Here is an 18,392-nt window from a genome sequence, read left to right as displayed (position 1 = left end):
CTTAGAGAAATTCGTCCGCGTTCAGCCGCTCCATGGCAGCGGTTGCAAAGGCGGAAAGCGGCCGCGGGAGGTCGGCACGACCGAACCACCCGAAGTCCGAGAGCTTTTCCGGCTCAGTAAGCTGCGGTTCGCCGTCAAATTCGGACGCGATGTAGAGCAGAGAAACCCAATGCTGCTCGTCTGTCGTACTGATAACTTCGGCAGGGCCGAGGAGATTGATACGGCCGATCGAAAGTCCCGTTTCTTCTTCCGCTTCCCGGCGCGCCGCTTGCTCGGCCGGTTCCATATGATCCACCTTGCCGCCCACGATACTCCAGTGGCCGGCCTCAGGGGCCCGAATACGCTTGTAAAGTAGGATCTTGCGATCCCGCAAGATCACCAGGCCAACGCCGACGCCCGGAAAATCGATGCCCGGCGTACCCATGGGCTCGTCAGATCTTGGCGTTTGCCGTGATCAGCATGAAGGCGGGAATCTCATCGCCGAAGCCGACAGGTGTCGGGCCGTCATCGTGGTCACGGTAGCGCCGGCGGTCGCGATTGTCATCGTTTGCCGGATAAGGACGAGCGGCGCGCGTGTTGTGGTGCGGCTTGTTTTGTTCTGCTTTGCGCTCTTGCTTCACGCTTTCGACCTTTGCTGGTGCTGCTGTTTCCATCGTCTCGACGTCATTATCTGCGACGGCGATATCAGATTTATGACCTCCACGGCCCTTGCCGCGACCGCGGTCCTTGTCCCGGCCCTTGCGGCGCGAACGATCGTCGTCACGGCTCGGCTCGGGAGGGGGCAAGGCGGTGAGGTCACCGTTCAACCACTCGACCTTCTCGCCGATAAGTTTTTCGATCGAGTCGGCATGTTTCTGGTCATGGCGGGTGACGATGGTGAATGCAGCGCCGGAACGGCCTGCGCGGCCAGTGCGGCCGATGCGATGCACATAATCCTCGGAATGGATCGGAACATCGAAGTTGAAAACGTGGCTGACGTCAGGAATGTCGAGACCGCGGGCGGCGACATCGGAAGCCACGAGAAGCTGGAGGTTGCCATCCTTGAAGTTCTGCAGCATGGCCATGCGCGAGCGCTGGTCCATGTCGCCGTGTAGGGCGCCGGCGGAAAAGCCGTGGCGGTCCAGCGAACGGAAGAGCTCGGAAACATCCTTCTTGCGGTTGCAGAAGATGATTGCGTTCTTGAGATCGCTCTGTGCCTTGACGAGATCGCGAAGGACAGCACGCTTTTCGTAGTCCTTGCCATGCGAGGCGACGAAGCGCTGCGTCACGGTCTTCGCCGTCGACGCCGGCTTGGCGACCTCGATGCGCTCCGGATTTTGCAGGAAGCGATCGGCGAGCTTCTGGATTTCAGGCGGCATGGTGGCCGAGAAAAACAGCGTCTGGCGGGTAAACGGAATGAGTTTGGCAATGCGCTCGATATCGGGGATGAAGCCCATGTCGAGCATGCGGTCAGCTTCGTCGATGACGAGAATTTCAACGCCGCTCATCAAGAGCTTGCCACGCTCAAAGTGGTCGAGCAGGCGGCCGGGGGTGCAGATTAGAACGTCGGCACCGCGCTCAAGCTTGCGGTCCTGATCTTCGAAGGAAACACCGCCGATCAAGAGGGCGACGTTCAGACGATGATTCTTGCCATACTTTTCGAAGTTTTCGGCAACCTGCGCAGCTAGCTCGCGGGTCGGCTCCAAGATGAGCGTACGCGGCATACGTGCACGGGCACGGCCCTTTTCCAGCAGCGACAGCATCGGCAGAACGAACGACGCGGTCTTGCCGGTTCCGGTCTGCGCAATTCCGCAAATATCGCGACGTTCGAGCGCAAACGGGATCGCGCCAGCCTGGATGGGGGTTGGCGTCGTATAGCCCGCGTCGGTCACAGCGGAAAGCACTTTTTGGCTCAAGCCAAGATCAGCAAATGTCGTCAAAGGGAAAACTGTTTCCGTTCCGGTTCGGCCGCACTCTGATTGAGTCGGCGTGATTGCATGCCGCAATGCAGCGCGACATAAGCCGAAACTGTCCTTAAGTCAAGGAATACAGGCCTTGCAACCAGTGCAGAGGTAAAGACGTGGTTAGCGCGCGTAGTTACTTCATGTAACTGGCAAGCTTCAAGCCGGCATTCATGAAGTAAATGGGGTCGATGGCACGACCATTCTGGCGGACTTCGTAGTGCAAATGCGTGCCAGTGGACCTGCCGGTGCTGCCGGCCAGGCCGATCACGTCGTCGCGGTCAACCCTGTCGCCAATTTTCGCAAGAATTTCAGACATATGGCCGTAGCGCGTGGAAATGCCATTGCCATGGTCCACTTCGACCATGTTGCCATAACCACCCGTCCAGCCAGCCGCGATCACCTTGCCGGGCGCTGTCGGGCGCACTTTCTCGCCGGGCGTAAAGCGGAAGTCGATGCCCGAGTGCAGCGCCAGGCGCCCAAGGAACGGATCACGCCTGTTACCGAACGAACTCGTAATCTCCTTGCCAACTGCAGGGTTCTGGAACGGCAGCGATTCGGCGGTGCTTCGTACCGTCTCCAGGCGGGTGAGGGCATCATCGAGTTGCGTAAGCGAACTGTCGAAATCATCGGCGCTTTCGGGTTCAACATAGGGGCCGCCGACGGCGCTGTCGTCTTGTTTTGCGCGTTCTGCCGGCACCGAAATGCGGAAGCGCGTCAAGACCTTGGATATGGCATCGGCTGTACCGCCGGCATCGCTCGTCAGTTGGGCGATGCGATTGCGCTGCTTCTGTTCAATGTCCTTCAGCGACAGCGTCACTTTGGAGAAAACGCGATCGGCGCGATCGCCGACAGTCTCGTGCGCCGGGACATCTGTGGGCGAGGCATTGTCGGTCGTCACGTCGGCCGGTTCGTCAGCGCCAGCAAGTTCGTTTTCGATCGCCTGAACGGCACCCGAAAGCGACGCACGCTTGTTCTTCACCTCGGGAGCATACGACTGCAGCGGTGTCGTTTCTTTGCCGCCCAGCCCGGAATTTTCAGCGCGATCCAAGAGGGAGCCCAACTTGCCGTGGCGTGACGTCAGGGCCAGTTGCTGCTCCATCAGCTTGTCTACCTTGTCTTCGACAACTTGCTGATCAAGCAATTGACGCGACGTGACACGATCCACTTGAGCACGCAGAGCGGCGATCCGGTCTTCGTAATCATGTTGCATACGCGCCTGCCTGGCCATCGTCGCGCCGATCAGGTCGTCACGCAGGACGAGGTAGGAGGTGGCCAGCAGATAGCCGATCGAGAAGACGCCAACAAAACAGAAGGCGAGTGCTGCCATCCACGGCCGGACCGTCAGGTGACGGACCCGATCGCCGCTCGCCAGGATCAGGATATGCTCTTGTTTTCTTTGGCCGAATACGCGGCTCTGCTGTGCATGCGTCACGGAGAATCTCCCAATTGACGGCCAATGCCTCAATTGCCTTAATTACGCATGACTATGGTTAATATTTACTTAGGTCAGCATTGCTGTCGCTGCAGATCAGGCGTTGCTAGTCGATGTCAGCGAGCGGTAGAAGGACGGCGTCAGGCCCGCCTCGGCCCGCGCAATGTCGTTGAAGGGCGGCTTCAACGGACCGCGAAAATTCGCGCGCACCAATTCGTGGAACGTGCGAGCCGGATCCCGCCTTTCGCGCGCGCAGAGGAAGCGGAACCATTTGGCGCCAATGGCAACATGACCCTTCTCGTCATTGTAGATGACATCGAGCACGGCCGCACTCTCCATGTCCCCAGTCTCGCGCATCTTGGCCTGCAACGAAGGCGTCACGTCCAGGCCCCGCGCCTCCAGGATCAGCGGAACAACGGCAAGCCGCGCCGTCAGGTCATTCCGGGTCGAATGCGCGGCCTGCCACAGGCCATCGTGGGCGGGCAGATCGCCATAATCCGCGCCGAGGTCGTTCAGGCGGGCGCGCACCATGCGGAAATGCTTCGCTTCCTCAAAGGCAACCTGCATCCAGCCGTCGAAGAATGAGTTCGGCACCGGTTCGGTCGCGAATCGCGCCACGATATCAAGTGCGAGGTCGACAGCGTTAAGCTCGATATGGGCGATTGCATGGAGCAGCGCAATGCGTCCCTTCACTGTGTGCAGGGAGCGCCGTTCGACCTGCGTCGGCGGTATTAACTCCGGCTTATCGGGGCGGCCTGGCCTATCGGGCAGCGACGCGTCGAGCGGCGAACGCAGCGACAAGGTCCGGCCAAACCATCGCGTGGCAGTCTCTTGGGCAAGGGCAGTCTTCTCGTCGAGATCGGTCGCTCGGATGGCGTCAATCGCTCCGCCGCGCAACGATGTGATGGAGCGATGCGTCATCGTGAGAGGTTTTGCACTGCTGCAAGCACGATTTCAGCGTGACCGGACACCTTCACCTTCTGCCAGATCGTGCCGATCGTCCCGTCGTCGCGAACGAGAAACGTGGTGCGTTCTACACCCATGAAATTGCGGCCGTACATGGTCTTCTGCTTCCACACGCCATAGGCCTTAAGCGTCGTCTTCTCTTCGTCGGACGCCAAGACAACCGAAAGATTGTGTTTCTTGATGAAGCGATCATGACATTTGACCGAATCGGGAGACATGCCGATGACTGCGGCGCCGGCTTTTTCAAAGTCGTCGGCCAGTGCCGTGAAGGCGAGCGATTCCGCCGTACATCCCGTCGTGTCGTCCTTGGGATAAAAGAAAAGCACCAGCGGCTTACCACGGAATTCACCGAGCGAAACACGGCCTCCGCCGTCTCGCGGAAGATCAAAGTCCGGCGCTGCGGTGCCGATGCTTATATCCGCCATGGAGAAACCTTTCTTTTGCCGAGTTTGTGGATAACAGGTGATTTGCCAGATATATATTGGACGAACAATCGTCCAGCCAGTCTGGTCCAGACCACAAAATAAGGAGTTAGGCGAGGCGCATGTCGGCGATCCGCGGCGAAAAAATTAGATTCCGCAAGAAAGATATCGTCGCACTGCATGAGCTTCCCTCCGCGCAGGCCGAGGATCCCATCATTGTCAGCTGCCCGCCGTCGCGTTCGCGCATGCGCCGAACCGCGGGCGTCACTGGTGGTTGCGTTGCCGTTATCCTTTTCGTGCTCGCGGCGATCGCCTTCGCGGTGGAAAGCGGCATGTTCGACGCACTGCTTTCGCGACAGGCGCAGGTTGCATTGAACTCCGCCATCGGACCCCGCTATCGAGCGGAGGTCGGTTCGACCGTCATTCGCTTTACATCAAACCTGCGGCTTGCGCTCGAGGCGCGCGACGTCAGCATGATCGACGAGAAGAGCGGACAGCACCTATCGACAACGCATGCGATGCGCATCGCGCTTGACCCGCTGCAACTCTTCCGTGGCCGCATCGCGATTGCGCAGATCGAGGCGCAGGATATAGCGCTCGACACAGCGCTGCTGCCATCCGGAAAGCCGCTCAAGCTCGACGATGTTCGCGTCGACCAGATTCCCGCTGCGATGGAAGCCGCGTTCGCTCAGCTCGATATGGTCGACGGTTTTGTCGAGCGGGGCGGAACACGGTCGGTAAAGCTCTCGGGCATCGACATCAAGCTTGCCGATACTGCAAACGGTCCGCTTTCGATCGTGGTCAACAACGTGGCTTTCTCACGAACACGCCAGGGGGCACTGGCGCTTGATGGCGAGGTCGCGATCAACGGCAAAGCAGCAACGCTTAGCATCCTCACCGAAAGGACTGATGGACGCACCTCGAAACTGACCGGCCAGGTCGCGGGCGTCGATCTGGGGCCGTTCACGCTGAAGCGGAACGTTCAGGGTCAGATTCGACAAGGCATCGATGCCGCCAGTGATCTGACGATCTCTGCCGTTCGCGCCGGCGATCAAGAGCCGCCGGCGCTCGCTGCCGCAATCGAACTGAAGCCGGGACAGTTCTACATGGACGGCGACGAGCAAGAACTGAACGGCGGTCGCATCAATCTCGCCTATGATTTCTCCAAGCAGACGCTCGAGATTGCAAAGTCGCGCGTTCAGTTCGGCGCCACATCCGTGCCGCTCAGCGGCGCCCTTATCGATCTGGACAAAGTCGATGCGTCGGCAGGAAAGGGCTTCGGGATTGATCTCCTTGTCAGCGGCGGCACCGCGGCGCCGTCAGGGTCCGGCGAGCAACCTCTCGCCTTCGACATCCAGGCGACGGGTCGCTACCTCGTTGCCAGCCGTGAGCTCCAATTTCCAAACATGCGGGTTTCAAGCCCGGCCGGCGGTCTCTTTGGCTCGCTCCATGTCCGTCTCGCAGATGTGTCACCGGAGATCAGTTTTGCTGGTCAGTCACAGCAGCTGCAGACCACGGCGGTCAAACAGCTATGGCCGTTCTGGATGGCGTCGAAGGGTCGCGAATGGGTCCTTCGCAACCTCTTCGGGGGCACAGTTACCGACGCATCAATCTCTGTCTTCATTCCGTTCGGACGTCTTGATGAGGCGGTCGGCAAGGGGCTGAAACTCAATAAGGACCAGATCCGCATTGCGTTCGATATCGCCGATACGCGGATGAACGTCGCCGGTGACATCCCGCCGATACGCGATACGAGTGCTCACTTTGATCTCAGCGGTCCGCGCGCAACAATCTCCATCAAGGGCGGGACTGCATTCTTCCCTTCGGGACGATCTGTCAACGTCGGCGAGGGTACGTTTGTCATGCCGTCGACCTATGACAAGCCCCTCATGGCCGAGATCAATCTTCCCGTTTCCGGCGCGGCGGACGCCGTCGGCGAACTGCTGACCTACAAGCCGATCCAAGTACTCCAACGCGCTGGTTTCGTGCCTGAGGACCTCAAAGGCAAGGTGTCGGCAAAGGTGCAGGCACGCATCGGGCTGATCTCGTCCCAGAATCCTCCGCCGGCCGAGTGGAAGGCTGTGCTGCAGCTGCAGGATCTCGATATTGCCAAGCCAATTTCTGGCCGCAAGATCACCGGTCTCGACGGGGTTCTGAACGCCGACCCGAAACAGGTAAGCGTTGACGGCAAAGGGCTGATTGACGGGATTCCCGCTGGCATCAAACTCGTTGAGCCGACCGACAAATCGTCGGACGTCCAACCGCAACAAACCATCACAGCCACGCTCAACAACGACCAGCGTGAAAAAGTGCTACCCGGCCTCAACGACATCATCGATGGCAGCATCGATGTCGAGCTCAATCGTATCGATCAGGACCGGCAGGCGGTGTCGGTCGACCTTGGAAGGGCACGGCTGTCTCTTCCATGGATCGGCTGGTCGAAAGGAGGCGGAATCGGCGCGACGGCGACATTCGAGGCATCTGGCCCCGCCGACAATACTGAGTTGAAAAACTTCGTCCTCAAGGGGGATGGATTCGGGGCGAACGGCTCCCTTGTCATCGGCAAGGGCAACCTCATGAAAGCGGATTTCGACAGCGTCAAACTGTCGTCGCTCGATGATTTTGCGGTGTCGGTGAAGAGGAACAAGGGAGGGCTTGATGTCTCCGTATCCGGCGACAGCGCCGATGCGCGCCCGATCATCGCCCGGGTAAAGTCCGCCGGCGGCGGGGGCGGTGACTCCGATCGCAGCGGCAGCGTATCCGTCCGTGCCAAGCTCGGCCGCATCATCGGCTTCAATGACGAGAAGATGCGGAATGCCGACATGCTGTACGTTTCCGCCGATGGTCGGCTGCAATCGTTGAACTTCACCGGCGTCACCGACAGCGGCGAGGCGTTCGTAGCCCAGACGAAGGGCAATGGCGTTATCAACGTCACCAGCGGGGATGCCGGCTCGGTTTCGCGCTTCGCCGACCTCTATCAGCACATGATGGGTGGCTTGCTCAACATGCAGATCCGCCTTGGCGCTGGAGATCGCTGGGATGGCTCGATCGACATCAGGCGCTTCTCCCTGGTCAATGAGCAGCGTCTGCATTCAATTGTGTCGACGCCCGTCGGTCAGGAGCAACGAAGCCTGAATTCGGCGGTCAAGCGGAACATCGATACCTCCGCACAGCGGTTCCAGCGCGGTTTTGCCAGAATTGTTTCGCAGAACGGCGTGATCGGCATTGAGAACGGTGTTGTGCGTGGAGATCAGGTCGGCGCTGTATTCCAAGGCACGGTACGCGACCAGCGCGGCAATATGGACATGACCGGCACTTTCATGCCTGCGTACGGGCTCAATCGCCTGTTCGCCGAGTTGCCGTTAATCGGATTCATCCTCGGCAATGGCACGGATCGCGGCCTGATCGGCATTACCTTCAAGCTGACGGGCAAACTGGAATCCCCGGCTCTCATCATCAATCCGCTGTCGATCATTGCGCCTGGCGTCTTCCGCAACATCTTTGAATTCCAATAGGCACAAAAAAGCCGGCTCGAGGCCGGCTTTCGGTTTCCGATGTCGTCCGTGTTATGCGGCGCGGCGGATCAGAATGTGCTTCTTCTTGCCAAGCGAAAGCTTGATGACGCCATCGGCGGTAACTTCGCCACTGCCGATCACCTTGCGCTCATCACTGACGGCCTGGTCGTTGATACGTACGGCACCGCCCTGAACATGGCGGCGCGCCTCACCATTCGAAGCAGCAAGGCCAGCGCGGACGATCAGCGACAGAAGGCCGATGCCGCCGTCGAGTTCGGCAGCCGGTACGTCGACAGACGGAAGGTTTTCTGCAAGGCCGCCTTCCTCGAACGTCTTGCGGGCGGTTTCGGCAGCTTGTTCAGCGGCTGCACGGCCGTGCAGGATGGCGGTGACTTCCGTGGCGAGGATCTTCTTGACCTCGTTGATCTCGGAGCCGGCGAGCGCCGAAAGTCGTGCGATTTCGTCCATCGGTAGGGTTGTGTAGAGCTTTAGGAAGCGCGAAACGTCGGCATCCTCTGTATTGCGCCAGTACTGCCAGAAGTCATAGGCCGACAGCATGTCTGCGTTGAGCCAGACAGCGCCGGTGGCAGACTTGCCCATCTTCGCACCTGACGCGGTCGTCAGCAGCGGCGAGGTGAGGGCGTAGAGCTGCGGCGTCCCCATGCGGTGACCGAGATCGATGCCATTGACGATGTTGCCCCACTGGTCCGAACCACCCATCTGCAGACGGCAGTCGTAACGCTTCGCCAATTCGACGAAGTCGTAGGCCTGCAGGATCATGTAGTTGAATTCGAGGAACGACAGCGACTGTTCGCGATCGAGGCGCGTCTTGACGCTATCGAAAGCTAGCATGCGGTTGACCGAGAAGTGCCGGCCAACATCGCGCAGGAATTCAAGGTAGTTGAGAGATCTCAGCCATTCGGCATTGTTGATCATCAACGCGTCCTTCGCCTCTTCGCCGTAGGTCAGGTAATTCGAGAAGACGCGCTTGATCGAAGCGATGTTGCTCTCGATCGTATCGACGGTCATCAGCTGCCGCGCCTCCTCCTTGAAGGAGGGGTCGCCGACCATGCCGGTGCCGCCGCCCATCAGCGAAATGGCGCGATGGCCCGTCGCCTGCATCCAGTGCAGCATCATGATCTGGATCAGCGAGCCAGCATGCAGGCTAGGCGCGGTCGGGTCAAAGCCGATATAGGCTGTTACCGTTTCCTTGGCGAAGAGTTCGTCGAGGCCGGATTCATCGGAAATTTGATGAATGAAGCCGCGCTCTTTCAGCGTGCGGAGGAAATCGGATTTGAACTCGGACATGACCTTTTGCTCTCGGATGCGGATTTTCGGATTGGCTATTGTCGAAGTGACGCGGCGCGTTTAGCACTGTTTTGCCGAACAGTCACCATTTGGCAGGAATCTTCCAGCGAGGCTCCATGGAGAAGATCAGAACCGCGATCGGTTTGATGAGCGGAACGTCGATGGATGGTATCGATGTGGCGCTGCTGCGCACCGACGGCCGTACCGTCGTCGAACGCGGGCCCTCCCTTGGTGTCCCGTATGAGCCCGCCTTTCGCGACCGGCTGAAGGTTGCGCTGGAGCAGGCGAAAATTATCACGCGGCGTGAGCAGAGACCGGGCGAACTGGCATCAATCGAGCGAGAACTGACGTTGCGTCATGCAATTGCCGTTAGGCAATTTCTGGACGCGAACGCGCTGGATGCATCCGCGATCGACGTCATCGGCTTTCATGGGCAGACGGTGCTGCATCGGCCGGACGAGGCGCTGACGGTCCAGATCGGTGACGGGACGCTGCTCGCCCGCGAGACGGGGATACCTGTCGCCTATGACCTCCGCGCCAATGACATGGTCCACGGCGGTCAGGGCGCACCCCTGGTCCCGGTTTACCACGCGGCGCTTGCTGCTAACGTCGCTGATGCGACCTTGCCGGTCTGCTTCGTCAACATCGGCGGGATTTCCAACCTGACCTATGTCGGTGCTGATGGCATCATCGTCGGATATGATAGCGGGCCGGGCAATACGTTGATCGACCAGTGGGTTGAGACCCATGCGGGGGTGCCGTTCGATCAAGGCGGCATGATTGCCTCGGAGGGACGGGTGATCGACGATCTCGCGGATCGCTATTTGAGCAGCCCGTTCTTTACAGCGGAGAAGCGGCGCTCGCTTGACCGCAACGACTTTCCACCACCTTCAGGCTCGGACGCAGAGCTTGCGGATGGTGCGCGCACCCTTGCGCATGTCGCCGCCGCGTCGATCATCAAGTCCGCGGGTCACCTGCCAGTGATGCCGACGCTGTATATCATCTGCGGAGGTGGGCGCCTCAATCGCGTGCTGATGCAGGATCTGAAGGATCTGGCGCAAAGACGGGGCGCCGAGGTGATTGCAGCGGAAGAAGCGGGGTTCAACGGTGATTCCATGGAGGCGGAAGCCTGGGCTTATCTCGCTGTTCGGTCGCTGGACGGCCTGCCTTTAACATTTCCGGGAACGACGGGAGTTGGTACGCCTGTCAGCGGCGGTGTGGTGGTGAAGCCGTGAGGCAGGTCATTCTGGAGACGCCCCGGCTTGTCGCCGTCATGTGGGAACCCGACGATGCCGGTCTCATTCAGGAGCTTCACTCGACGATCGAGACGACGCGATATCTTTCCGGCGCAGCCCCATGGTCGCGAGAGAAGGCCGACGAGCGACTGCGCAGCTGGTTCGGCGAGCAGGCGCGGGACGGAACGACGAAATACAAGGTTATGAGTCGTGAGGATGGCCGCTTCATCGGTCGCGCGGGCTTTTCGCTGTTCGGCGGCGACAGGCAGGATTTCGAACTCGGGTACTCGCTGAGGCAGCAGGAGTGGGGCAAAGGCTATGCGACGGAGATTGCCAGCCGCCTGATGGACTGGTTTTTCCGGCGGAACTTTGCGCAACAGTTCATCGCATTCACCCATCCTGACAATGCCGCGTCCCAGCATGTCCTGACGAAAATAGGCATGCGAAGCCGCATGCCTATGATCATTGACGGATTGTCCTGTCCGACGTTCGAAATGACCGCCGGGATGCGATCGGCCTAGCGGATGCGCTTGGCGGCCGGCTCAGGCACCAGTTCGCCATTCAGGCGGCGATCGAGGTAATCCTCGCATTCGCCCATCAGCGTCTCGACCTGGCCGTTGAAGAAGTGGTTGGCGCCCGGCACCGTGCGGTGCGTGATCAGGATACCCTTCTGCGTCTTCAGCTTCTCGACGAGGCCGTTCACATCCTTTTCGGGCGCGACCTTGTCGGCTTCGCCGTTGATGATCAGGCCGGACGACGGGCAGGGTGCGAGGAACGAGAAGTCGTAGGTATTCGGCTGCGGCGCAATCGACATGAAGCCTTCGATCTCAGGACGACGCATCAGGAGCTGCATGCCGATCCAGGAGCCGAAGGAATAGCCGGCAACCCAGCATGTCTTCGAATCGGGATGCAAGCTCTGCACCCAGTCGAGGGCCGAGGCCGCATCGGAAAGCTCGCCGGCGCCGTGGTCGAATTCGCCCTGGCTGCGACCGATTCCCCGGAAGTTGAAGCGCAGCGTCGTGAAACCGCGCTTCTGGAACATGTAGAAGAGCTGGTAGACGATCTGGTTGTTCATCGTGCCGCCGAACTGAGGGTGCGGGTGCAGGATGAGGGCAATCGGCGCGCTCTTTTCCTTGGAGGGCTGGTAGCGGCCTTCAAGGCGGCCTGCGGGGCCGTTGAAAATGACTTCGGGCATCGGTACTCCGGCGTTTATTTCTTCGCGTTCACGCTGCGCAGACTTGACGAACGTTGTCAGCTTTTCTAAAACGCAGTTTAGAACAATTCGAAACTTGCATGGCGATCCACGCATTGTGGGATGTGTCATAAGGCAAGCCCGGCCGAAATTTCAAGGAAAATGAGCCGAGGCGTCGTGCAAGCTTAAAGCGCAGGACAAAGATCATGGCGCCGCCACGCCTTTATCTCGACTGGAACGCGACTTCGCCGCTGCATCCACATGCGCGCGACGCGGTTCTGCGCGCGCTGGATCTGTTCGGCAATCCGAACTCGGTGCATGGCGAAGGCCGCAGCGTCCGAGCTGCGATCGAACACGCGCGGCGGCAGGTCGCTGTCCTTACGGGTGCCGATGCCGCGCATGTGATCTTTACCAGTGGCGCTACCGAAGCAGCCAACATGGTGCTGACGCCTGATTTCAAGATGGGGCGGACGCCAATAGCCATCGGTCGGCTCTATTATTCGGCGGTCGAGCATCCGGCCGTGCGGGAGGGTGGTCGGTTTTCGAAGGAGCAGACGACGGAAATTCCGGTGACAGAGGCCGGTGTCGTCGATCTTGACGCTCTTGGCGCTCTGCTTGCTGCTCACGACAAGTCGGCAGGGTTGCCGATGGTCGCGGTCATGCTTGTCAACAACGAGACCGGCATCGTTCAGCCAATTTCCGATATTGCAAAGATCGTGCAGGCGCAGGGCGGGCTGCTTGTTGTCGATGCTGTACAGGCCGCGGGCCGACTGAAGCTCGATATCAACGAGCTTGGCGCCGATTTCCTGATCGTATCGTCGCACAAGATTGGCGGCCCCAAGGGCGCCGGCGCGCTCGTTACACGCGGGGAAGTGTTGATGCCACTGCCGTTGATCCACGGCGGTGGCCAGGAGAAGGGTCACCGCTCGGGGACGGAAAATTCATTGGCGGTGGTCGGCTTTGGCGCTGCCGCGGAAGCCGCTGTCGCGGAATTCGAGGCCCGCAACGCGGCAATTTCGGCGCTGCGTGACCGGCTGGAAAGCGGTATGCGTGGGGCTGCACCCGATGTTGTCGTCTACGGCGCCGAGGGAGCACGCGTTTCCAACACGACTTTCTTCACCCTTCCGGGGCTGAAGGCTGAAACGGGCCAGATCGCCTTCGATCTCGAAGGCGTTGCGCTTTCCGCCGGCTCTGCCTGCTCGTCCGGCAAGGTGGGCGAGAGTCATGTTCTGGTCGCCATGGGGCGTGATCCCAAGCTCGGTGCTCTGCGGATTTCGTTGGGCTTTGCCACGACCGAAGAGGAGGTCGACCGAGCGATTTCCGTCTTTGCGAAAATAGCCGCTCGGCGCAAGCCGGCCGGAGAGGCGGCGTGACCGCTTCATAAATTTGCGGAAAGGCAATTTTCCGCTTGCCATTCGGGCTGAAAAGTCCCTTTTGGCCACCTACATACGGGGCAAACCTATACTGCCCGAACGACAAGCTGCCGGACCTTTTCTCCGGCGAGATTGGAGAATGACATGCCCGCCGTCCAGGAAACGGTTGATCGCGTCCGCGAGATTGACGTCGATCAGTATAAATACGGTTTCGAGACCATCATCGAAATGGACAAGGCACCCAAGGGCCTGTCCGAAGATATCATCCGTTTCATCTCCGCCAAGAAGCAGGAACCGGAATGGATGCTCGAATGGCGTCTGGAAGCCTACAAGCGCTGGCTGACGCTGGAAGAGCCCACCTGGGCGCGCGTCGACTATCCGAAAATCGATTTCAACGACATCTACTACTACGCCGCGCCGAAAAGCACGCCCGGCCCGAAGTCGCTCGACGAAGTCGACCCTGAAATCCTCAAGGTCTACGAGAAGCTCGGTATTCCGCTCAAGGAGCAGGAAATCCTGGCCGGCGTCGAAAGGCCGAAGATCGCAGTCGATGCCGTCTTTGACTCCGTTTCGGTCGTCACGACCTTCAAGGAAGAGCTGAAGAAGGCCGGCGTGATCTTCATGTCGATCTCGGAAGCGATCCGCGAGCATCCGGAACTGGTGCAGAAGTACCTCGGCTCCGTCGTTCCGACCTCCGACAACTATTATGCGACGCTGAACTCGGCTGTCTTCACCGATGGGTCGTTCGTGTTCGTTCCGAAGGGCGTTCGCTGCCCGATGGAGCTGTCCACCTACTTCCGCATCAACGAGAAGAACACCGGCCAGTTCGAGCGGACGCTGATCATCGCGGAAGAGGGCGCCTACGTCTCCTACCTCGAAGGCTGCACCGCCCCGCAGCGCGACGAAAACCAGCTGCATGCGGCTGTCGTCGAGCTCGTGGCTCTCGATGATGCCGAGATCAAGTATTCGACTGTCCAGAACTGGTATCCTGGTGATGCGCAGGGCAAGGGCGGTATCTACAACTTCGTCACCAAGCGCGGCGACTGCCGTGGTCACCGGTCGAAGATTTCGTGGACGCAGGTCGAAACGGGTTCGGCTATCACCTGGAAGTACCCGTCCTGCATCCTGCGCGGCGACGACTCCAGAGGCGAATTCTACTCGATCGCCGTGTCGAACGGCCACCAGCAGATCGACTCGGGCACGAAGATGATCCATCTCGGCAAGAACACGTCGAGCCGCATCGTTTCCAAGGGCATTGCCGCGGGCGTGTCGCAGAACACCTATCGCGGACAGGTCTCGGCCCACCGCAAGGCGTCGAACGCGCGTAACTTCACGCAGTGCGACTCGCTGCTGATCGGCGACAAGTGTGGCGCGCATACGGTGCCGTACATCGAGGCGAAGAATTCGACGGCGCAGTTCGAGCACGAAGCGACGACCTCGAAAATTTCCGAGGACCAGCTGTTCTACTGCCTGCAGCGCGGCATCCCGACCGAAGCGGCGATCGCCCTGATCGTCAACGGCTTCGTCAAGGAAGTCCTGCAGGAACTGCCGATGGAATTTGCCGTCGAGGCGCAGAAGCTCATCAGCATCTCGCTCGAAGGCAGCGTCGGCTGACGCAACACGACAATGAATGCGCGAGGGCGCGTGGATCGCGCCTTTCTCCGATTGCTTTTTATGGGACAAGACCATGCTTGAGATTAAGAACCTGCACGCCCGCATCGCCGAAGACGGCACAGAGATCATCCGCGGCCTGAACCTCACCGTGAAGGCCGGCGAAGTTGCCGCCATCATGGGCCCGAACGGCTCCGGCAAGTCGACGCTCTCCTACATCCTGTCGGGCCGTGAAGACTACGAAGTGACCGAAGGCGACATCCTCTACAACGGCGAGAGCATCCTGGAACTCGACGCTGCCGAGCGCGCGGCCAAGGGCATTTTCCTCGCCTTCCAGTACCCGGTCGAAATTCCGGGCGTTGCCACCATGCAGTTCCTCAAGGTCGCGATGAATGAGCAGCGCAAGGCTCGCGGCGAAGAAGAGCTGAAGACGCCTGACTTCATGCGCCTCGTGAAGGACGCTGCTGGCAAGCTGCAGATCAACACTGAGATGCTGAAGCGCCCGCTGAATGTCGGCTTCTCCGGTGGTGAGAAGAAGCGCGCCGAAATCCTGCAGATGGCATTGCTGCAGCCGCAGCTTTGCGTCCTCGACGAAACCGACTCCGGTCTCGACATCGACGCGCTGAAGATCGTCGCCGATGGCGTCAACGCGCTGCGTTCGCCTGATCGCGCCGTCATCGTCATCACGCACTACCAGCGCCTGCTCGACTATATTGTCCCGGATACGGTTCACGTTCTCTACAAGGGCCAGGTGATCAAGTCGGGCGACAAGACGCTGGCGCATGATCTGGAAGCCAATGGCTACGCCGACATCATCGGTGCGGCAGCCTGATTACGGCGGAAAGGACGAGTCTCATGAACATGCAGACGACGAGCCGCCAGACCGCCGCGGAAGCGGCGCTCATCGAGGCTTTCAATGATCAGATCGGCGAACTGCCGGGCGACGGTTCGGTTATCGCCATCCGCGACCGCCTGCTTGACGACCTGAAGAAGGCCGGCCTACCGACGCGTCGCGTCGAGGCCTGGCACTATACCGACCTCAAGACCCTGCTTCGGACCATTCCGGACCAGGCAGGCGACGCCGGTTCGGAAGCCCGCGACCCGCTGGTCGAAGAGTCCTCGGTTCTCTCGGTCATTCAGGGCGTTCCCGACCTCAAGCGTTCGGTAGACGGGTTGGAAATTTCGGGCTACGCGGCCCAGCTTTCAAACGGCACGGCTGCCACCAGCCTTGGGGCGCTCGGCAGCGACGACGCGATCGGTCGCATCAACGGCAGCTTCGTGCGTGATGGCTATGTCCTCGACGTTCCCGCCGAGACTTTGCTCGAAGAACCGCTGGAGATCCAGTTCGTTCACGCTGGTGGTCAGGCGCATACGCGCCTGCCGGTCAGCTTCGGTGCCAACATCAAGGCGACCGTTATCGAGCGTCACCTTGCAGTGACGTCGGATGCGGCATTCGTGTCGCATGTCAGTGACATCACGGTCGGAGAGGGCACCGAGCTTACCTGGATCATCGTCCAGCAGCAGGGTGCCGAGGATACACATCTTGGCCAGATCCGTGTCGACCTCGGGGCCGATGCCAAGCTGAAGCTCTTCATCATCAACGCCGGTGGCAAGCTGGTTCGTCAGGAACTGCACATCAAGGTGACGGGCGAGGGTGCCGATCTGACGCTGCGCGGCATCAACCTGCTGGGCGCCGAAACACATACCGACGTGACCATGGTTCTCGGCCACAACGTTCCGCATACGGGTTCCACCGAAGTGATCCGCAACGTGGTCTTCGACCGCGCCAACGGCGTCTTCCAGGGTATGATCCGGGTTGCGCCTGATGCGCAGAAGACTGACGCGAAGATGGCATGCAACACGCTGCTGATGTCCGACGACGCCGAATTCTCGGTGAAGCCGGAACTCGAGATCTTTGCTGACGACGTTCAGTGCGGTCACGGCGCGACCGTTGCCGACATCGATCACAACCATCTCTACTACCTGATGGCTCGCGGTATTCCGGAGAACAAGGCGCGCGCCATGCTCGTCAACGCCTTCGTTGCCGAGATCGTCGAGGAACTGGAAGACGAAGCCCTGGTCGAGTCGCTGGAAGGCGTCATCTCGGCCTGGCTCGAAAAGCACGCCTGATCGGATAGCGTCATGGACAAGATAGTTCCGGCCACAGCATACGACGTCGAAGCCATTCGCAAGGATTTTCCGATCCTTGCGAAGGAGGTCTATGGCAAGCCGCTGGTCTATCTCGACAACGGCGCCTCCGCACAGAAACCGCAGGTCGTCATTGATGCGATCTCGCATGCCTATTCGAACGAGTATGCGAACGTTCATCGCGGCCTGCATTTTCTCTCGAATGCGGCGACGGACGCCTATGAGGGCGCACGCGAGAAGGTGAGGCGCTTCCTCAATGCGCCCGATGTCAACGACATCATCTTCACGAAGTCTTCGACGGAGGCGATCAACACCGTCGCCTATGGCTGGGGCATGCCCAAGATCGGCGAAGGGGACGAGATCGTCATCTCGATCATGGAGCATCACTCCAACATCGTGCCGTGGCATTTCATCCGCGAGCGGCAGGGCGCCAAGCTGGTCTGGGTACCTGTTGACGACGAGGGCGCTTTCCATATCGAGGATTTCGAGAAGAGCCTGACGGAGCGGACGAAGCTAGTCGCCATCACGCATATGTCGAACGCGCTCGGCACGGTCGTTCCGGTCAAGGAAATCTGCCGGATCGCACATGAGCGCGGTATTCCGGTGCTGGTCGATGGATCGCAGGGCGCCGTCCATATGCCCGTCGACGTGCAGGACATCGATTGCGACTGGTACGTCATGACCGGCCACAAGCTCTATGGGCCGTCGGGCATCGGCGTGCTCTACGGCAAGAAGGATCGGCTACGCGAGATGCGGCCCTTCCAGGGTGGCGGCGAGATGATCTTCGAGGTGACGGAGGATGCCGTGACCTACAACGATCCGCCGCATCGATTCGAAGCCGGAACACCGCCGATCGTGCAGGCGATAGGGCTCGGCTACGCGCTTGATTACATGGAAAAAGTCGGCCGGGAGGCGATTGCACGCCATGAAGCTGATCTCGCCGCCTACGCCGCAGAGCGACTGCAGGCGGTCAATGCATTGCGGGTGTTCGGTACGGCGCCGGGCAAGGGCGGTATCTTCTCCTTCGAGCTTGCCGGTCTGCATGCTCATGACGTGTCGATGGTGATCGACCGCCAGGGTGTTGCGGTTCGCGCAGGCACACATTGCGCCATGCCGCTCTTGAAACGCTTCGGCGTCACCTCCACATGCCGCGCGTCCTTCGGGATGTATAATACACGGGCCGAGGTCGATGCCTTGGCCGATGCGCTTGATTATGCGCGCAAGTTCTTTGCCTAAGGAGTGTCCAT

General features: G+C 60.0%; 15 protein-coding genes. 8 read left to right on the top strand and 7 right to left on the bottom strand.

Annotated features, from left to right (window positions below; all coding sequences use genetic code 11):
- Nucleotide 1: 1 nt before the first annotated feature.
- The 5 genes from FHT97_RS12705 to FHT97_RS12685 all read right to left on the bottom strand — a co-directional run bounded on the left by FHT97_RS12705 (nucleotide 2) and on the right by FHT97_RS12685 (nucleotide 4,766).
- Complete coding sequence (locus tag FHT97_RS12705) at nucleotides 2-424, bottom strand: NUDIX domain-containing protein (RefSeq protein ID WP_183862586.1); 423 nt, start codon at nucleotides 422-424, stop codon at nucleotides 2-4.
- Nucleotides 425-431: 7 nt separating this feature from the next.
- On the bottom strand, nucleotides 432-1,919 hold the full coding sequence (locus tag FHT97_RS12700) for a DEAD/DEAH box helicase (protein WP_114712783.1): 1,488 nt from the start codon (nucleotides 1,917-1,919) through the stop codon (nucleotides 432-434).
- Nucleotides 1,920-2,076: 157 nt separating this feature from the next.
- Nucleotides 2,077-3,375: a M23 family metallopeptidase gene (locus FHT97_RS12695; protein WP_183757434.1), complete on the bottom strand. Its 1,299-nt coding sequence runs from the start codon at nucleotides 3,373-3,375 to the stop codon at nucleotides 2,077-2,079.
- 96 nt (nucleotides 3,376-3,471) lie between these two features.
- Nucleotides 3,472-4,296: a ferritin-like domain-containing protein gene (locus FHT97_RS12690; RefSeq protein WP_183862584.1), complete on the bottom strand. Its 825-nt coding sequence runs from the start codon at nucleotides 4,294-4,296 to the stop codon at nucleotides 3,472-3,474.
- A complete protein-coding gene (locus FHT97_RS12685; protein ID WP_183862581.1) occupies nucleotides 4,293-4,766 on the bottom strand; it encodes a peroxiredoxin in 474 nt (157 codons plus the stop codon). Before FHT97_RS12685 ends, FHT97_RS12690 begins: the two co-directional genes overlap by 4 nt.
- 119 nt (nucleotides 4,767-4,885) lie before the next feature.
- Between FHT97_RS12685 and FHT97_RS12680 the strand changes: the two genes are divergently transcribed.
- Entirely contained in the window at nucleotides 4,886-8,278 is a 3,393-nt protein-coding gene (locus FHT97_RS12680) for a DUF3971 domain-containing protein (RefSeq protein ID WP_183862579.1), read from the top strand.
- A gap of 51 nt (nucleotides 8,279-8,329) precedes the next feature.
- Here the strand turns inward: FHT97_RS12680 and tyrS are convergent, their stop codons facing one another.
- A complete protein-coding gene (tyrS, locus tag FHT97_RS12675; protein WP_183862577.1) occupies nucleotides 8,330-9,586 on the bottom strand; it encodes a tyrosine--tRNA ligase in 1,257 nt (418 codons plus the stop codon).
- Between the two features lie 116 nt (nucleotides 9,587-9,702).
- Here tyrS and FHT97_RS12670 point away from each other — a divergent pair, with 116 nt between their 5' ends.
- Both FHT97_RS12670 and FHT97_RS12665 read left to right on the top strand, forming a co-directional pair.
- Complete coding sequence (locus FHT97_RS12670; RefSeq protein WP_183862575.1) at nucleotides 9,703-10,821, top strand: anhydro-N-acetylmuramic acid kinase; 1,119 nt, start codon at nucleotides 9,703-9,705, stop codon at nucleotides 10,819-10,821.
- Between the two features lie 38 nt (nucleotides 10,822-10,859).
- Nucleotides 10,860-11,342 (top strand): GNAT family N-acetyltransferase, encoded by a 483-nt coding sequence (locus tag FHT97_RS12665; protein ID WP_183863012.1) that lies wholly within the window; start codon nucleotides 10,860-10,862, stop codon nucleotides 11,340-11,342.
- Here the strand turns inward: FHT97_RS12665 and FHT97_RS12660 are convergent.
- The gene (locus FHT97_RS12660) at nucleotides 11,339-12,016 is read right to left on the bottom strand and encodes an alpha/beta hydrolase (RefSeq protein WP_016554101.1); all 678 of its coding nucleotides are present in this window, start codon (nucleotides 12,014-12,016) and stop codon (nucleotides 11,339-11,341) included. The two genes, FHT97_RS12665 and FHT97_RS12660, sit on opposite strands and share 4 nt — an antisense overlap.
- 203 nt (nucleotides 12,017-12,219) lie before the next feature.
- Between FHT97_RS12660 and FHT97_RS12655 the strand changes: the two genes are divergently transcribed.
- The 5 genes from FHT97_RS12655 (at nucleotide 12,220) to FHT97_RS12635 (ending at nucleotide 18,381) form a co-directional block, all read left to right on the top strand.
- Nucleotides 12,220-13,386, top strand: coding sequence for a cysteine desulfurase family protein (locus FHT97_RS12655; protein WP_183757428.1), 1,167 nt, complete (start codon nucleotides 12,220-12,222; stop codon nucleotides 13,384-13,386).
- Nucleotides 13,387-13,530: 144 nt separating this feature from the next.
- On the top strand, nucleotides 13,531-15,000 hold the full coding sequence (sufB, locus tag FHT97_RS12650) for a Fe-S cluster assembly protein SufB (protein ID WP_183862573.1): 1,470 nt from the start codon (nucleotides 13,531-13,533) through the stop codon (nucleotides 14,998-15,000).
- Between the two features lie 73 nt (nucleotides 15,001-15,073).
- On the top strand, nucleotides 15,074-15,829 hold the full coding sequence (gene sufC, locus FHT97_RS12645) for a Fe-S cluster assembly ATPase SufC (RefSeq protein WP_114713814.1): 756 nt from the start codon (nucleotides 15,074-15,076) through the stop codon (nucleotides 15,827-15,829).
- A gap of 23 nt (nucleotides 15,830-15,852) precedes the next feature.
- On the top strand, nucleotides 15,853-17,127 hold the full coding sequence (gene sufD / locus FHT97_RS12640) for a Fe-S cluster assembly protein SufD (protein WP_183862571.1): 1,275 nt from the start codon (nucleotides 15,853-15,855) through the stop codon (nucleotides 17,125-17,127).
- A gap of 12 nt (nucleotides 17,128-17,139) precedes the next feature.
- Nucleotides 17,140-18,381, top strand: coding sequence for a cysteine desulfurase (locus FHT97_RS12635; RefSeq protein ID WP_183862569.1), 1,242 nt, complete (start codon nucleotides 17,140-17,142; stop codon nucleotides 18,379-18,381).
- Nucleotides 18,382-18,392: the final 11 nt, after the last annotated feature.

This window comes from Rhizobium sp. BK399 (assembly GCF_014194695.1).
Taxonomy (GTDB): Bacteria; Pseudomonadota; Alphaproteobacteria; order Rhizobiales; family Rhizobiaceae; genus Rhizobium.
Note: the sequence above shows the minus strand (reverse complement) of the source record. Positions and strands in the feature narration are given on the sequence as shown.

Bases quoted from the DNA above. Each gene is read 5' to 3' on its own strand.
- FHT97_RS12705 (WP_183862586.1), bottom strand. From the start codon at position 424: ATGGGTACGCCGGGCATCGATTTTCCGGGCGTCGGCGTTGGCCTGGTG.
- FHT97_RS12690 (WP_183862584.1), bottom strand. From the start codon at position 4,296: ATGACGCATCGCTCCATCACATCGTTGCGCGGCGGAGCGATTGACGCC.
- FHT97_RS12685 (WP_183862581.1), bottom strand. From the start codon at position 4,766: ATGGCGGATATAAGCATCGGCACCGCAGCGCCGGACTTTGATCTTCCG.
- FHT97_RS12680 (WP_183862579.1), top strand. From the start codon at position 4,886: ATGTCGGCGATCCGCGGCGAAAAAATTAGATTCCGCAAGAAAGATATC.
- tyrS (WP_183862577.1), bottom strand. From the start codon at position 9,586: ATGTCCGAGTTCAAATCCGATTTCCTCCGCACGCTGAAAGAGCGCGGC.
- FHT97_RS12670 (WP_183862575.1), top strand. From the start codon at position 9,703: ATGGAGAAGATCAGAACCGCGATCGGTTTGATGAGCGGAACGTCGATG.
- FHT97_RS12665 (WP_183863012.1), top strand. From the start codon at position 10,860: ATGTGGGAACCCGACGATGCCGGTCTCATTCAGGAGCTTCACTCGACG.
- FHT97_RS12660 (WP_016554101.1), bottom strand. From the start codon at position 12,016: ATGCCCGAAGTCATTTTCAACGGCCCCGCAGGCCGCCTTGAAGGCCGC.
- FHT97_RS12655 (WP_183757428.1), top strand. From the start codon at position 12,220: ATGGCGCCGCCACGCCTTTATCTCGACTGGAACGCGACTTCGCCGCTG.
- sufB (WP_183862573.1), top strand. From the start codon at position 13,531: ATGCCCGCCGTCCAGGAAACGGTTGATCGCGTCCGCGAGATTGACGTC.
- sufC (WP_114713814.1), top strand. From the start codon at position 15,074: ATGCTTGAGATTAAGAACCTGCACGCCCGCATCGCCGAAGACGGCACA.
- sufD (WP_183862571.1), top strand. From the start codon at position 15,853: ATGAACATGCAGACGACGAGCCGCCAGACCGCCGCGGAAGCGGCGCTC.
- FHT97_RS12635 (WP_183862569.1), top strand. From the start codon at position 17,140: ATGGACAAGATAGTTCCGGCCACAGCATACGACGTCGAAGCCATTCGC.